General features: G+C 61.0%; 13 protein-coding genes. 5 read left to right on the top strand and 8 right to left on the bottom strand.

Annotated features, from left to right (window positions below; genetic code table 11):
• Positions 1 to 211 precede the first annotated feature (211 nt).
• The gene (locus tag GE253_RS11975) at positions 212 to 1,906 is read left to right on the top strand and encodes a ShlB/FhaC/HecB family hemolysin secretion/activation protein (RefSeq protein ID WP_173012606.1); all 1,695 of its coding nucleotides are present in this window, start codon (positions 212 to 214) and stop codon (positions 1,904 to 1,906) included.
• 13 nt (positions 1,907 to 1,919) lie between these two features.
• Positions 1,920 to 2,630 carry a hypothetical protein gene (locus GE253_RS11970; RefSeq protein ID WP_153204338.1) on the top strand — a complete coding sequence of 237 codons (711 nt, stop codon included), beginning with the start codon at positions 1,920 to 1,922 and terminating at the stop codon, positions 2,628 to 2,630.
• A 61-nt stretch (positions 2,631 to 2,691) separates the two neighbouring features.
• On the opposite strand, the gene GE253_RS11965 is transcribed toward GE253_RS11970, so the two are convergent.
• On the bottom strand, positions 2,692 to 4,023 hold the full coding sequence (locus tag GE253_RS11965; protein WP_153204337.1) for an AarF/ABC1/UbiB kinase family protein: 1,332 nt from the start codon (positions 4,021 to 4,023) through the stop codon (positions 2,692 to 2,694).
• Positions 4,024 to 4,119: 96 nt separating this feature from the next.
• Between GE253_RS11965 and GE253_RS11960 the strand changes: the two genes are divergently transcribed.
• The gene (locus GE253_RS11960; protein WP_153204336.1) at positions 4,120 to 5,031 is read left to right on the top strand and encodes an alpha/beta fold hydrolase; all 912 of its coding nucleotides are present in this window, start codon (positions 4,120 to 4,122) and stop codon (positions 5,029 to 5,031) included.
• Here the strand turns inward: GE253_RS11960 and GE253_RS11955 are convergent.
• The gene (locus tag GE253_RS11955; protein ID WP_153204335.1) at positions 5,028 to 5,927 is read right to left on the bottom strand and encodes a hypothetical protein; all 900 of its coding nucleotides are present in this window, start codon (positions 5,925 to 5,927) and stop codon (positions 5,028 to 5,030) included. The genes GE253_RS11960 and GE253_RS11955 overlap by 4 nt on opposite strands.
• 244 nt (positions 5,928 to 6,171) lie before the next feature.
• Between GE253_RS11955 and GE253_RS11950 the strand changes: the two genes are divergently transcribed.
• Positions 6,172 to 7,233: a DUF1838 family protein gene (locus GE253_RS11950; protein ID WP_153204334.1), complete on the top strand. Its 1,062-nt coding sequence runs from the start codon at positions 6,172 to 6,174 to the stop codon at positions 7,231 to 7,233.
• A 241-nt stretch (positions 7,234 to 7,474) separates the two neighbouring features.
• On the opposite strand, the gene GE253_RS11945 is transcribed toward GE253_RS11950, so the two are convergent.
• The 6 genes from GE253_RS11945 to GE253_RS11920 form a co-directional block, all read right to left on the bottom strand.
• Complete coding sequence (locus tag GE253_RS11945) at positions 7,475 to 8,227, bottom strand: hypothetical protein (RefSeq protein ID WP_153204333.1); 753 nt, start codon at positions 8,225 to 8,227, stop codon at positions 7,475 to 7,477.
• 152 nt (positions 8,228 to 8,379) lie between these two features.
• Positions 8,380 to 10,494 (bottom strand): peptidase domain-containing ABC transporter, encoded by a 2,115-nt coding sequence (locus tag GE253_RS11940; RefSeq protein WP_247878608.1) that lies wholly within the window; start codon positions 10,492 to 10,494, stop codon positions 8,380 to 8,382.
• A 47-nt stretch (positions 10,495 to 10,541) separates the two neighbouring features.
• Positions 10,542 to 10,934: a hypothetical protein gene (locus GE253_RS11935; RefSeq protein ID WP_153204332.1), complete on the bottom strand. Its 393-nt coding sequence runs from the start codon at positions 10,932 to 10,934 to the stop codon at positions 10,542 to 10,544.
• Positions 10,935 to 11,116: 182 nt separating this feature from the next.
• The gene (locus GE253_RS11930; RefSeq protein WP_153204331.1) at positions 11,117 to 11,290 is read right to left on the bottom strand and encodes a hypothetical protein; all 174 of its coding nucleotides are present in this window, start codon (positions 11,288 to 11,290) and stop codon (positions 11,117 to 11,119) included.
• 15 nt (positions 11,291 to 11,305) lie between these two features.
• Complete coding sequence (locus GE253_RS11925; protein ID WP_153204330.1) at positions 11,306 to 11,467, bottom strand: hypothetical protein; 162 nt, start codon at positions 11,465 to 11,467, stop codon at positions 11,306 to 11,308.
• Positions 11,468 to 11,520: 53 nt separating this feature from the next.
• Positions 11,521 to 12,768 (bottom strand): HlyD family efflux transporter periplasmic adaptor subunit, encoded by a 1,248-nt coding sequence (locus GE253_RS11920; RefSeq protein ID WP_153204329.1) that lies wholly within the window; start codon positions 12,766 to 12,768, stop codon positions 11,521 to 11,523.
• 232 nt (positions 12,769 to 13,000) lie between these two features.
• Here GE253_RS11920 and lepA point away from each other — a divergent pair, with 232 nt between their 5' ends.
• On the top strand, positions 13,001 to 14,803 hold the full coding sequence (lepA, locus tag GE253_RS11915; RefSeq protein WP_089286265.1) for a translation elongation factor 4: 1,803 nt from the start codon (positions 13,001 to 13,003) through the stop codon (positions 14,801 to 14,803).
• Positions 14,804 to 15,139: the final 336 nt, after the last annotated feature.

The raw sequence follows: 15,139 nt of genomic DNA, 5'->3' as shown, positions 1-15,139 counted from the left end.
GGGCGGAACCTTGCCGGTTGCGGGGGCGCGGAAAGGGCGATGGCCAGACCTTCCCGCCCATTCTTAGCGGTTTTGCCCCCTATGCCGCTTGGTTGGCGCTCTATGAACGGGGATTTATCAACGCCGGTTGAGAAACCTACGGCCCGCCTTTGCCCCCGCCGGCTTTCGTGAAATGACCTGCGCAATCATGCACATGAATGGTTCCCTGAAAATGCCCCGGCACCTGGGATGGACGCTGTTGACGGGTGGCCTGCTGCTGGCCTGTATTCCGGCCGCCCAGGGCCAGTCCGCGCCCCCCACCTTGCCGGGCGCGGTTCAGCCGGGGCGCGGCACCCTGCCGCCAGCGATTGAGGAACAGCAGCGCCGCCCGCCGGAAGCTAAACTGCAATTTTCCATCCCCACGCAGAACCGGTCCCGCCCGGCGCCCAAGGAAGGGCAGGAGCTGCGCTTCACCCTGCGGGCGATCCAGGTGGAGGGGGCCAGCATTGTCGGCCCCGCCTTCTATGATCCGCTGATCCAGCCTTTGCTGGGCCACCCGGTGACCCTGGCCGAGGTGTCGGCCCTGGCCGATGCCATCCAGGACCGTTATGCCGCCCTGGGCTATGTGCTGACACGCGCCTATGTGCCAGCACAGGAACTGGCGGACGGCACCCTGCGCATCCGCGTCATCGAAGGGCATATCGACCGGCTGCTGGTGGAAAAGGGCGATGCCGCCATCACCGACCGGCTGACGGCGATGACAGCGGCGGCGATTGCCACCAAGCCCGCCCGCATCGACCGGCTGGAACGCGCTCTGCTGCTGGCCGATGATCTGCCGGGCACCGATATCAATGCCGTACTGCGGCCGGGGGCGGATTTCGGGGCGGCGGAACTGGTGGTCTCCGTGGCCCGCCAGCCCTGGGGCGGGTCGGCAGGCATCGGCAATCACGGGTCAGACTATGCCGGCCCGTGGAGCCTTTATGCCGATCTCTACGCCAATGGCCTGCTGGGACAGGAAGAACAGATCGGCCTGACGGTTTCCGGCACGCCGGACAGCCGGGAACAGCGGGCAGTGAATGCCCGCTATCAGCAGCCGCTGGGCGGCGATGGCTGGCAACTGGCCAGCCAGGGTTCCTGGTCGCGCGGGCGGCCCGGTGCCTCGCTGCGTCCCTTCGCTGTCCGCACGGAAAGCTGGTCGGCCGGGCAGCGGCTGGCCTATCCCATCATCCGCTCGCGTACCTTGAACCTGCAGGGTGAGGTGGGATGGGCGGCGCAGCAGGCCAAGGTGGATATTCTGGGCTTTCCCTATACGCAGGATGATTGGCGCAGCCTGAAAGGACAATTGACCCTGTCCTGGAGCGGCTGGGCCGGCACGGCTTTTCAGCTTTCCACCGGGCTGACCCAGGGGCTGGATATGCTGGGTGCCTCCCCCAAGGCCGGTAAAATCACGTCGCGCAGCGGCATCGATGCCGGCTTCACCAAGCTGGAAGGACAGGCCACCGGCAGCGTGCGGCTGGCCGAGGGGCTGGCCGCCACGCTGAGCCTGTCGGGCCAATGGACCGATGATGTGCTGGTGGCCGGCGAAGAGTTCGTGCTGGGCGGCAGCCGCTTCGGGCGCGGCTATAATAGCGGCGATCTGGCGGGGCCGCGCGGCATGGCCGCCAGTGCCGAGCTGCAATATCGCCTGCCCTGGTCCGGGCGGGTCGTACAGGCTGCGACCCTCTATGCCTATGCGGATTGGGGGCGGGTGTGGCAATCTGTGGCGCTGGATGCCGATCTCACCTCAATCGGGGGTGGCGTCCGGCTGGCACTGCCGGCCGGATTCAGCCTGTCCGGGGAGGTGGCGGTGCCGTTGACCAAGCTGGACCTGCCCGGCCTGACCGACCCCGATCCGCGTTTCTTCATCGATCTGGCCGTCTCCTTCTGAGGAACTCACCATCATGGCCCTGAACCGCCTGTCCGCCCTTGCCCTGCTGCTGACCGCCGCCACCGCCCTGCCCGCCACTGCCGCCGAACTGGTGGTGGTGGAATCCAGCGCACCGGCCCTGGCCCCCGGTCAGGTGCTGGATAGCGAGGCAGCCTTGTCGCTGCCGGCGGGCAGCCGGCTGGTGCTGGTCTCGGCCGAGGGGGCCACCATCAACCTGCAGGGGCCGTTCAGCGGCAAGCCCGGTAATGGTGCCGGCGGCAGCAGCGGCGGGGTGGCCCAATCGCTGGCCAGCCTGCTGAGCGCGCGGGACAGTGACACCGCCTCCCTTGGTGCCGTGCGCGCCGCCAGCAGCACACAGCCCCTGCCCCGCCCCTGGTTGGTGGATGCCAGCCAGTCCGGCCATGGTTGCCTGCAACCGGGGGCCGCCCCGGTGCTGTGGCGCGCGGCGACGACGGCCACCGACCTGACCCTGGCCCCGGCCGACCGCGCCTGGACCGCCACCACCCCCTGGCCCGCCGGCGCGCAGGATCTGGCCCTGCCGGCCGATGTGCCCTTTGCCGATGGGGCAACCTATCTGTTTGACATGGATGGCAAAAGCAGCGCCGTCACCCTGCACGTGGCACCCGACGCGGTGAAGGGCGACCGGATGCTGGCCGCCTGGATGCTGGCCAAGGGCTGCGAACGCCAGGCCCAGGCCCTGAGCAAGAAACTGGCGGCGAAGTGAAGGGGCTTCGGCTTATCTCAAGGGTCATGTCCCATGCCCTTTGAGATAAAGCAGAAAACCCCTACAGCCCCGCCACCTGCAACGCCGTCGCCTGCCTTGCGGCCAGTGCCTCTGTGCTGAACCCGTCGATCAGTTCCTGGAAATGCTGGAACCAGTTCAGTTCCGCCCGCAGATGCAGGAACACGGAGCCCAGGCCGATGGCCGCCCGGTCCATGAAGACGAATTCGCGCGGAATTTCCACGCCGCCCACGCGGCGCAATTCCTCATGCACCTTGGCGGCGGTGGCCTGGCCATAACGGCCATTATTGGTTTCCTCCAGCGCCCGCACCCGGTCTTCCAGCAGCGGGGCATAGATGAAGCCGGCCCAGATATTCAGTACCTCCACCAGTTCCCGCGTCAGGTTACGGAACCCCCAGCTTTCGTAGGCCGCCGCCGCCCTGTTGGTATCCTGCGTGCGCAACGCCTCATAAAGCTCAATCACCCCCGCCACGAAGGTGGGCGGGAAAATGCGCACGCAGCCGAAATCCAGCAGGTTGATCGTGTGGTCGGCCCGCACCGTGTAATTGCCCAGATGCGGATCGCCATGGATGATGCCATAGCGGTAGAAGGGCACGTACCAGGCCCGGAACATCTGCAAGGCCAATTGGTTGCGCAGTTCCAGCGGTGCATCCTTGAACTGGGTGATCTTCACGCCCTCCACCCATTCCATGGTCAGCAGCCGGCCGCTGCTGAGCTCGGGGCGCAAAGCCGGCACATGCACGCCCGGCACATCGGCCAGTATATGACGGTAAAGCGTCAGGTGGCGCGCCTCGCGGGCGTAATCCAGTTCCTCTTTCAGCCGTTCGGCCAACTCATCTTGAATCTGATCGGTGCGGACCGCCTTGTCATAGCGAGCATAGACGGCGAACAGCAGTTTCAGTTGCTGCAAATCCGCCGCCACGGCGGACTGCATATCGGGATATTGCAGCTTACAAGCCAGCAGCGTGCCATCCAGGGCGGTGGCGCGATGCACCTGCCCCAGCGAGGCCGCCGACGCCGCCTCCTTCTCGAAACCGGCGAGGCGCTGTTGCCAGTCAGCGCCCAGTTCGGCCTGCATCCGCCGCTTCACGAAGGGCCAGCCCATGGACGGGGCATCGGACTGAAGCTGCGCCAGTTCCTGCACATATTCCGCTGGCAAGGCATCGGGAATGGTGGACAGGATTTGCGCCACCTTCATCAGCGGCCCTTTCAAGCCGCCCAATGCTGCCCGCAATTCCGCCGCGTGCGCCTCCCGCTCCAGCTTGATACCCAGGAACCGCTCGCCGGCCAGCTTGGCGGCAAGGCCCCCCATGGTAGTGCCAACCCGGGCATATCGCGCCAGACGGCCCTGCAGAGAACTTTCTTCATCGCGCATGATGGGCATGAGATGGGATTGACAGCGCCCAAGGCAAGGCATCATCCTGAAACATAAAATGATCCATAGATAGATTAATAGATGTAGAGGAGAGCCATGGTCCCGGTCAGGCGCGCCTATGTGGATGGTCCCCATGGACAGATGCATCTGCGGCTGGCCCGACCGGCCGGGGGCGACGACGGGTCGAAGCCGCCCCTGCTCTGCATCCATATGAGCCCGATGAGCGGACGGGTATTCGAGAACCTGCTGGCCCGCCTGGGGCATGACCGGCTGGCCATTGCCTTTGATACGCCGGGCTTCGGCCTGTCGGACGCGCCGGCGGAACCACCTTCCATCGGGGATTATGCTATGGCCCTGCTGGCCGGGCTATCCGCCCTGGATGTGGAAGGACCGGTTGATCTGCTGGGCTATCACACCGGATCGATGATCGCGGTGGAGATGGCCAATCAAGCCCCGGATCGGGTGCGCCGACTGGCCACCGTCGCCGCCCCCATCATCACCGACGAAGAACGCGCCCAGTTCCGCGCCTTCTATCATGAGCGCCCGGCCAAGGCGGATGGCAGCCATATTCTGGATCGCTGGCAGGGTTTCTATTACCACCATAACCGCCCCGGCGTGGATGTGGAGGAGATCTCCGAACGGTTCCCCGATGCGCTACTGGGTGGGCGCAAGGCGGCCTGGGGGCATAAGGCCGCCTTTGCCTATGACATGGCCGGGCGTCTGCCGGGGGTGACACAGCCGCTGCTGGTATTGGTCACCGGCGATGACCTGGATGTGCACAGCCGGCGGGCCGAGGGTATCGCCCCTCATAGCCGCCTGCTGGAAGTGCCCGGCTGGGGGCACGGTTTTCTGGATCTGTATGACGATGACGCCGCCGGCCTGCTGCGCGCCTATCTGGATGCCGGGGATACGGTGCCGCTGGCCGGCCTAACCGCACCGGCCTCGGCCTTGGGACCGCGTTACCCGGAAAAGGTGGGGGCTTTCCGGCCACGCAGCGATGAAGCTTAAGGCTTCTCGATCACCTCTCGCATGTGGCGGATGACATAGCGACGTTGTGACCAGATCGTACGATCCTCCTGCGCGGCATACAGCCCGCTCAGCATCGTCTTGTCCCATTCCGTCATCACGGTCGGCATCGCGCCAGGATCACCGCTGAACAGGTTGAGAATGGTCGGTATGCCCGCAGCAATATCCCCATCGAACTGGCCTAGCGCCAGCATGGCCATATGGTCGGCGACCGCCTCCACCCCCCGCCCTTGAACTTGGCGGGGATCGAGAATCATCAACACACGCAGCATCTCCGACCGTACCGGGATGACGATGCGGGACGCGAAGACGGAGCTGAAAACCGGCGTCACGCGCCCCCCCTCCCCCGCCATCTCTGGTGATAATCCCACGGAACTGGTGGTCACCGTGCGGTACCAGACACGGATAGCGCCACCGGCGTCGCGGGGTTTCGCCAAAATCCGCCGAAACTCCCTCGTCAGGTCGGGCCGGTAGATATTGGGGTAGCGGTTGATCAAGCCCTCAATCAGCGCGTCCGGGTTATCCGTGGCGAAGATGGCAATATTGGGCTTGCAGCCCGGACGGGGGGGTGGCAGTTCCGCCGGGCCCGTGGCGGCCGCTTGCAACCTTTGCTGAACCAGGGCCGCCTGTGCCGGCGGCAGGCCCAGAACGACTGCGCAAACCGGGCGGTACCAGCGGGCCAGTTGCTTGGCCCCCTTTGTCGGCAAGGCTTCGCGGACAAAATCGTCAATCTGGGCGGGTGAAGGATGCCAGGCCTGCACGACCACCTCATCCTCCATCTCCAACCCGGCAAAGGGAGGGGGCTCCGCCGCAAAGGACAAGGATGCGCGCAGGCCCGCCAGCAATAAAATGCCGCCGCACATCAGAGAGAAGCGCATGACCGAACCCCCGGACGAAAAAGAGAATATCAGAATAGTTTAATATCTTAAAACAAGATACCCGATCTGGAGGCGGTGCGATACGGTTCTGCAACCGCCTCCCGGCTTCCCCCGTCCGGTGGCGCCGTCTGGTGGACAGCGATGGCCGATCCCCCCTGCCACATTCGGCAAAGCCCGCATTGTCCATGGTGAAGGGCTGGAACTTCAGCCTTTCCGATAATGACAAGCAGAACAGGGGTGCAGAATGTTCCATGAAGCGATCATGCGGTCACTGACGCGGCGGTCCATTTTCGGCGGCATGGCGGGAATGGGGGCGATGGCGGCTGCCCCGGGCTTCGCCGCCACGCCCCAGCCGGCCAAGGGGAATATCCGCCCGCTGGATATCACCGACCCGCGGGAGAACCTGTACGGATTCGGCAAGATGTGGGGCACGCTGGGGCCGAAATCGGTGCTGTCAGGATATCAGGGCGTGCAATATGCCATCGTTGGCGACAAGCGCGCCGTGCCCCTGTTCGGCTATTGCGGGTTCGGCAATAACCGCAACATCATGCAGGCGGACGGCTCGCTGAAGGTGCTGGGCAAGGAATGCGGCTTCTTCACCGATCTGGCGACGGGGGAGATTATCGACCATTGGGACAATCCCTGGACCGGGGAGCGGGTGGAGGTGTTCCCCTTCATCAATGACCGCTGGCGCGGCTCGCTGACCCTGGAACAGAAGGTCTTCAAGGTCGGCGACAGCGAAACGGTGAATAATGACCATGGCACCCAAGGGGGCACCAAGTCCCAGAAGGGCAAACCCTTCCTGCTGCCCTGGCAGCGCATCGGCGACCAGTATCTGCTGAGCTGGGATTACGCACACGAATACACCAACCCGGTGACGCCGGAGGGCTGGCCCAAGGCTTCCACCGGGCGGCGCGTCAACCCATCGGAACATTTCACCCTGTTCACACCGACCGGGGAGATTGATGACCGCTCCCTGGAAAGCGCCCGCTTCCATGCCGGTTTCATGCGCCAGGCCCCCTGGTGGCCCTGGATGCGCATGGGCCAGAGCGGGGTTCACGGCGTGCTGATGGGCCGGATGCACAGCTACAAGATCACCGGCACGGTAGAGGATATTCCCAAGGCGGTACTGAAACGGGTGGAACGCGCCCACCCCCACCTGCTGGAACAACCGACCGACGGCCCCGACGAAGGCGTGCGCGGCACCCTGGAAGCCTACGCGGAGGATGTGCCGCCGGAGGTACCGGGCTATGTCTCCCCCCTGGCGGAAAAGCGCAAGGCAATGTTGAAAGGGGAAGGAAAGTAGGGATTACGGCGCAGCGGCTGATACCGGCCGCTGTGCCTCCACCCGGCTTCTTTCGTTAAGGGCAAAATCTTTTCCGAAAAAGTATCCAAGATACATTGATGCCACAAATAAAAATCCCAATAATATGCTTACGTACAACTTTCGATTATCGCTTTGAGCTGTAATGTGATTCATTTTTCTCTCCAATTTACCTGAAAAACAAAAGCGACGCTGAAATGGGAGGGAAAGTAGGGATAGCCGCTTATTCCTCCCCACCGGTTGCCAAACGCCGGGCAATGGCCCGGCGCTGGCGACCGGCGGCAACATCGGCGGGGGCGAGGTAGAGTTCCTGCAACAAGGAACGATCCCAATCGGTCAGCGCATCCGGTCGGTTTGCGTCTGCCGCCGGCAAAAACAAGTTCAGGATGGTCGGCAGGCTAGTTGCCACATCGCTGTCAAACGGGCCCAGCGACAGCATGGCCAGATGGTCGCCCACGGCATCCAGCCCGTGGCCCGGCAATTTCCGGTGGTCCATCACGATGATGACACGGCCCAGTTCCAGCCGCGTCATCCTGGAAAGTCGAGAGGCACCGGGCCGCTGTGACTCGGTAACGCTGTAGGCCCCGACACGGGTGGCATCCAGTGCTGCACCATCGGCACTGGCACGCGTAATCCTGTACCAGACACGTACAGCCCCGCTGGCATCACGCGGGCGCGACAGGGCTTTGCGCACGGCAGAGGGTCGTTCAGGCGCGAAGATGGCCGGATAGTCCTTCAACATCCGTGTGATCAGCGCATCCGGGTCATCGGTCAGCAGGATGGCGACATTGGGTTTGCATCCGGGCTTCGGTTCGCCTAGCCCCGCCAATTGCGCCGCCGCCTGGATACGGGCCCCCAGTTTTTCCGCCTGATCGGGAAAGAAGCCACGCGGGGAAACGCAAAGCGGGCGGTGCCAACGGGGGATCTGTTCCATCCGGCCAGCGTCGGCCAGCGCCCCATCCACAAAGCCCTTCAACAACAATTTCCGTTTCCATCGCCGGCAGGTCCGCCAACGGATCAGGCAAGCTGGGGGGCGAGGAACCACCGGCAAGGGCCGCCCCCGTCGGCACCAGCAGCAGCGCGCATAGCAGGATGAAAAGAGCTCTTCGATCCATTTTACCCCTCCCCCTATTCTGCTGCGATCCCACCGGACGGGACCGCTGCCGCCACCGTCACCGGCCGCTGTACCGGCAGCAGACGCCCCCCGACCAAAGCCAGCACCCGCCCGGCCGCCGCGATGGTTTCCGGGCGGTGCGCGATGGTGATGCGGGTGATGCCCAGTTGGGCGATATGGTGGTTCACCTCCCGCTCCTTCTCCACATCCAGATGGCTGGTGCCTTCATCCATGAACAGGATGCGCGGGCGGCGATAGAGCGCGCGGGCCAGCAGCACCCGCTGGCGTTGCCCGCCGGACAGCGCCGCCCCCATATCACCCACCAGCGTATTGTAATTCATCGGCATGGCCATGATGTCGGCATCAATGCCGGCAATGGCGGCGCATTGGCGCATCAGCGGCAGATCGGGCGTGGGGTCGAAGAAGGTGATATTCTCCGCCAGGGAGCCGGAGAGCAGTTGATCATCCTGCATCACCACCCCCATCTGGGCGCGCAGCGCGGTGGGGCCGATATGGTCCGCCGGCACCCCATCAAAACAGATTTCCCCCGCCGCCGGCGGGAACAGCCCCAGCATCACCTTCAGTAAGGTGGTCTTGCCGCCGCCAGAGGCACCGGTAATGGCGATGAATTCCCCCGGTGCCACGTCCAGATCAATGCCGCACAGCACATCCGGTTCCGTTTCGGCATAGCGATAGGTGACGCCGCGCAGGCTGATCCCACCTTGCAGCACATGCGGGATCAAGGGTTCCGGCCCGCCCTCCAGCCCCTTTTCCCGGGGCGACAGGGCGATATCGGCAATGCGGTCCAGATGCAGATCCAGCATCCGGTACTGGATGGCGGTTTCCAGCAGCTTGGTCGCCTTGTCCAGGAACTGGCCCTTATAGCTCATGAAGGCATAGAGCATCCCGACGGTGATCTGGTTTTCCATCGCCAGCGTGGCGCCGATATAGATGGTGACAATATTTTCCAGCCCATAGATCAGGCCGTTGGCACTGCTGAAATTCAGGTTCAACTGGCCCAGCCCCAGCGTGCGCATGATGGTATCGGCATAGCGGTTCTGCCACAGCTCCTCCCGGGCGCTTTCCTGGCCGAAGACCTTGATGGTCTGGATGGCACGGGCACTTTCAATGAAGCTGGATTGTTCCTTGGCGCTGGCGGCAATCACCTCCTCCTCCCGCTGGCGCAGCAGGTGGAAGGAGATGAGGCGCAGCACGACATAAAGCGCCAGCGCCACCAGCACGATGATGGCCAGTTTCACCGAATAGAAGAAGATCATCACCAGGGTGATGATGGCCATCACCCCATCCACCAGGGCCGCCACCAAGCCATTGGTGATCAGGTCGCGGATGGGCTTGGTGGAGCCAAAACGGCTGACCAGATCGCCGATATGGCGTTTTTCAAACCAGCCCAATGGCAGGCGCAGCAGATGGTGGAACAGGTTTGTCACCATCTGATGGTTGACCAGACCGCCCAGCACCAACAGCACCCGCCCGCGCAGCCATTCCGCCACCAGCTTGATCAGGGTGAACAGGCCAAAGCCGATGGCCAGCGCCCACAGCAACTCCCCATCACCCTTCACCACCGCCTCATCCACGGCGATCTGCATATAGAAGGGGCTGGCCACGACGAAAAGCTGCAGCACGACAGACAGCACCAGCGCCTGGGCCAGGGCGGTTTTCATGCCGGCGATCCGGCCCCAGAGGCTGGTCAGCGGCAGGTGTGTGCGTTCCTTGCGTTTCTCAAACGCCGATGTTGGGGTCAGTTCCAGCGCCACGCCGGTGAAATGCTGCGCCAGTTCCGCCAAGCCCATCCGCCGCCGGCCCTTGGCCGGGTCCAGAATGGTGACCTTGTCGCCCTGCACGGCGGCGAGAACCACGAAATGGTTCATGTCCCAATGCAGGATGCAGGGCAGTTTCAGCTTCTTCACCTGCGCTGGCTCCAGCCGCAGCCCCCGCCCGCTGAGGCCCATTTTCTGGGCCATCAGCACAATGCTCTTCATCGTCGTCCCTTTCAGGGAGACGGAGAAGCGGCGGCGCAGGGCGGGCAAATCGATCTCATGACCATGGTGGCTGGCCACCATGGCGAGACAGGCGAGGCCGCATTCGGAGGCTTCGGATTGGATAAGCAACGCCGAGTTCCAGCGATTAGTGTTGTCAACATATTAGAGATATACGGTCAATTATTTGTATTTTTGCTTAAAATAATAAAAAACAAGGATAAGGTAATAATTACAAGGGCTACAGATGCACCCTTGCTTGAGTAACTAAAAATGCAACCAATAAGAAATAATGACGAAGATGGATAAAGAATGTACATTTTATATTTATCATTCTTTCTCATGAAATGAAAATATAATCCACAAATAAAACCGAAAACAAAAAATAATGACCAAATATTATGTTCAGAAAAAAATTTTAAAAATAAAACTAAATTACAAAAAATAGATATAAAATTAATAAAAATCGAAAAGGGGTAATATTGATATTTATTAAAAACTGCTAAATTGTCTCCGCTTTCAAGAGCCTCCTTGGATTGTTTCTCATACCATTTTTTTAAAGTGTTAAACATTTTTTCTCCTATATTTAAAGCATGGTAGATGGATCATTATAATGATCCATCTACCGGAGTTCAGAGAATTTGGCCAAAAACCTTTTCTATTTCAATATCTTGGTGTTCGCCCTCATAAAATGAGAACGAACACAGAAAAATAGCAAGATCCTGAAAAAGAAAATCAGTTTCGAGGCGCAAAATCAGAATACGTCCCAATATCCCAACGCATCTCCAGTGGCAGCTATCAAACCAACCGTAGTAGCGCCGGCAGCAGAACCTTGGAAGAAGGCAATCGCAAGCGGCATAATAAACAATGCTCCACCAGAGACATCGTCCATTTCCTCAAGTGAAATCTCAGAAATGCTTGCACTCATTCCCATTTACTCCTCTCATCCATTCAGAAAAGCAGCAGCTGTAACGCCAGCGTCGAATACAAATCCAGCGTAAGCGGCAACACCTGTAGCCCCATACTCCATTGCAATTATAATTGGAATCGCCAGAAGCAATCCACCATTTACGTCTTCCATATCGTCGAATTCAAGCTCCTGCATCAAGACCTCCAATAAGTTTGATTTCGGATCGTCAATTTTAAAAAATTGACAAATTAAAATTTTTGCACGCCATAATTGTATGATATAAATCTATTTACTATAAAACTTACAATGTTTATTCTTTCTAAAATAATATCAGAGTTTAAAGTCATTTCTGGATTAAGATTAGATTTCAGTGAATTTCCATTTTTGTTTTCTGATTCTAAATTAACAGTAACTCGATAACTTGGCTCTTTCGGCTGTATTGGCCCATTGACCTCCTGCGGCATCGACATTGCCTGCGACACGCTTTCCACCGTCCCGCCGAAGGTTCCAAAATGCTGGTACGGAAAGGCGTCATACATCAACCTGACCTGTTGCCCCGGCTTGACGAACCCGATGGCCCGGCTGGGCACATAGAGTTCGGCCTGCAGCTCGCTGCCATCCTTCAACAAAGCCAGCACCGGCTTTGCCGGGTCCAGGCGCTGGCCCACCCCGGCCTGCAAGGACATCACCCGCCCGGCCATGCTGGCATGGGCAACCCGGCCCCGCTGGGCATCTGTTTCCGCCAGCCGCTGGCGTAACTCCGCCTGACTGGCCGACAGGCGAGAGAGCCGGTCGGCACTATCCAGCGGCACCCGTTCCCGCTCGATCCGGGCCTGGGCCAGTTCCGCCGACAGGGCGGTGATATTCTGTTCAATGGCGGCAAGGTTCTGACGCTGGCTCAACCATGCCTCCTCCCGCGCGCGATATTCCGCCTCGGAGACATAGCCCTTGCCGCGCAGTTCCGACAGTGACTTCAACCGCTCCTCTGTCACCGCCGCCCGCTGCACCTGAAACTGGCGCTGCATGTCCAGGCTGACGCGCTGTTGCGCCAGCCCTGCCACGCGGCTGTCCAGCCGCTCCATCTCCGACCGCACCCGTTGCGATTCGGCCGCGATCTGTTCATCCAACAGGGCCAGTTGCCGGCGCAGGCCCGCCGCCACCGCCTCATCCAAGGTGCCGCCACCGGCCAGGGCGTGGCTGGTATCCAGGATGAACAGGGGGTCCCCCTCCTTCACCACATCGCCATTTTTTACATAGAGATGCGTCAGGATACCGGGCTGCGGGGCCGCCACCCTAGCCATGCCCTCCCGCGGGGCGAGATAGCCGGAAACACGTTCCTTGCGGGCATAGGCGGCAATGTTGGCATAAACCAGCGCCACCGCCACCGACACCGCAATGAAACCCGTCACCGGTGCCCAGCCCCGGTTGTTCAACCCAAGGGGGATTGATTGCGCCTGACCCGACAAAGCGGGAATTGATCTGAATTCCACAGCCATCCGAACCCACCACCGGAGACCGACCCTGTTTGTTTTCTCCCTTTAAGATATATCCAAAAAAACTGCAGTTAATATACAAAATCTCGTTATACGTGCATCCACCCGTATGCGGCCCTATCCCCCAACCCGCCGCACAGCACCCCTGCCCGGCGCTGATCACGGCAATCATTGCCAGATGGCCGCTTCCCCCCTATCTTCCCCGCCAACCCTGTATGCTGGCCCGTACGAGTCCATGACCGACCTGTCGAAAATCCGCAATTTCTCCATCATCGCCCATATCGACCATGGCAAGTCGACGCTGGCCGACCGGCTGATTGAATTCTGTGGCGCCATTGAGGCGCGGGACATGAAGGCCCAACTGCTCGACAATATGGATATCGAGCGGGAGCGCGGCATCACCATTAAGGCGCAGACCGTGCGCCTGGAATATAAGGCCAAGGATGGCGAGACCTATCAGTTGAACCTGATGGACACGCCGGGCCATGTCGACTTCGCCTATGAGGTCAGCCGGTCGCTGGCCGCTTGCGAAGGCTCCCTTCTGGTGGTGGACGCCTCCCAGGGTGTGGAGGCGCAGACCCTGGCCAATGTCTATCAGGCATTGGACGCCAATCACGAAATCGTGCCCGTCCTCAACAAGGTCGATCTGCCCGCCGCCGACGTGCCGCGCGTGAAGACGCAGATTGAGGATGTGATCGGCCTGGATGCGTCTGACGCGGTGGAGATTTCGGCCAAGACCGGCCTGAATATCGAAGGCGTGCTGGAAGCCATCGTCACCCGCCTGCCCCCGCCCAAGGGCGACCGTGACGCGCCGTTGCAGGCGCTGATCGTGGATAGCTGGTACGATGCCTATCTGGGCGTCATCATCCTGGTGCGCGTGGTGAATGGTGAATTGAAGCTGGGCCAGAAGGTGCGCTTCATGGCCACCGGTGCCACCCGCGAACTGGACCGCGTGGGTATCTTCACGCCGAAAAAGATCGCCCTGGAAAAGCTGGGGCCGGGGGAGATGGGCTTCATCACCGCCGCCATCAAGGATATCCGCGACACCAAGGTGGGTGACACCATCACGGAGGAGCGCCGGCTGGCGCCCACCGCCCTGGCCGGCTTCAAGCCCTCCATCCCCGTGGTGTTCTGCGGCCTGTTCCCCGCCGATGCGGCGGAGTTTGAGCATCTGCGCGACAGCCTGGGCAAGCTGGCCCTGAACGATGCCAGCTTCCAGTATGAAACCGAAAGCTCCGCCGCACTGGGCTTTGGCTTCCGCTGCGGCTTCCTGGGCCTGTTGCACCTGGAGATTATCCAGGAACGGCTGGAACGCGAATTCGACCTGGACCTGATCACCACCGCCCCGTCGGTGGTGTACAAGATGCACATGACCAATGGCGAAGTGATTGAAATGCACAACCCGGCCGACATGCCGGATGTGGTGCGGATCGATCATATTGAGGAGCCCTGGATCAAGGCCACCATCATGCTGCCCGATGAATATCTGGGCGGCGTGCTGCAGCTCTGCACCGAACGGCGCGGTGTGCAGAAGGATCTGACCTATGTCGGCGGCCGGGCGATGATCGTCTATGAATTGCCGCTGAACGAAGTGGTGTTCGATTTCTACGACCGGCTGAAGAGCATCAGCCGTGGCTATGCCAGCTTCGATTATCAGCTGGAAGAATACCGCGAAGGCGATCTGGTCAAGATGTCCATCCTGGTCAATGCCGAGCCGGTGGACGCCCTGTCGATGATCGTTCACCGCAGCCAGGCGGAATATCGCGGGCGGCAGCTGTGCGAGCGGTTGAAGGAACTGATCCCCCGCCACCTGTTCAAGATCCCCATCCAGGCCGCCATCGGTGGCAAGGTCGTGGCGCGTGAGACCATCGCCGCCATGCGCAAGGACGTGCTGGCCAAGTGCTATGGCGGCGATATCAGCCGCAAGCGCAAGCTGTTGGACAAGCAGAAGGAAGGCAAGAAGCGGATGCGCCAGTTCGGCGAGGTGGAAATTCCGCAGAGCGCCTTCATCGCCGCCTTGAAGATGGGCGACAATTGACGGCTTGACCGCCAACTAAGGGGCGGGAAATGGAACGGGGGGCGGCACAGCACATGTGCCGCCCCCTTTTTCATGTCCAGCAGCGTGACCAGCGGTCATGATTTCGTACCGCTGGTATAAACAGAGAATCTGAATTTCCAAATCAGAAATAATAACCAATTTAGAACCAATTATATATCCAGCTCGGCGCCCGTCACCGTGACCCCTGGGGCACAGGCGTTGCAGCAAAATCCCAATCCGGCATCGCAACCGTTTGCGACACCCGCCGGATAGCGCTCACGCGCGGCCGGTAACGCCGCCACCCCCACTACCGCGACAAAGGAAATGCTCTGGGGC

Source organism: Niveispirillum sp. SYP-B3756, from assembly GCF_009495745.1.
Taxonomy (GTDB): Bacteria; Pseudomonadota; Alphaproteobacteria; order Azospirillales; family Azospirillaceae; genus Niveispirillum.
The sequence above is the reverse complement of the archived record's forward strand: the minus strand, read 5'-3'. Positions and strand labels throughout refer to the sequence as shown.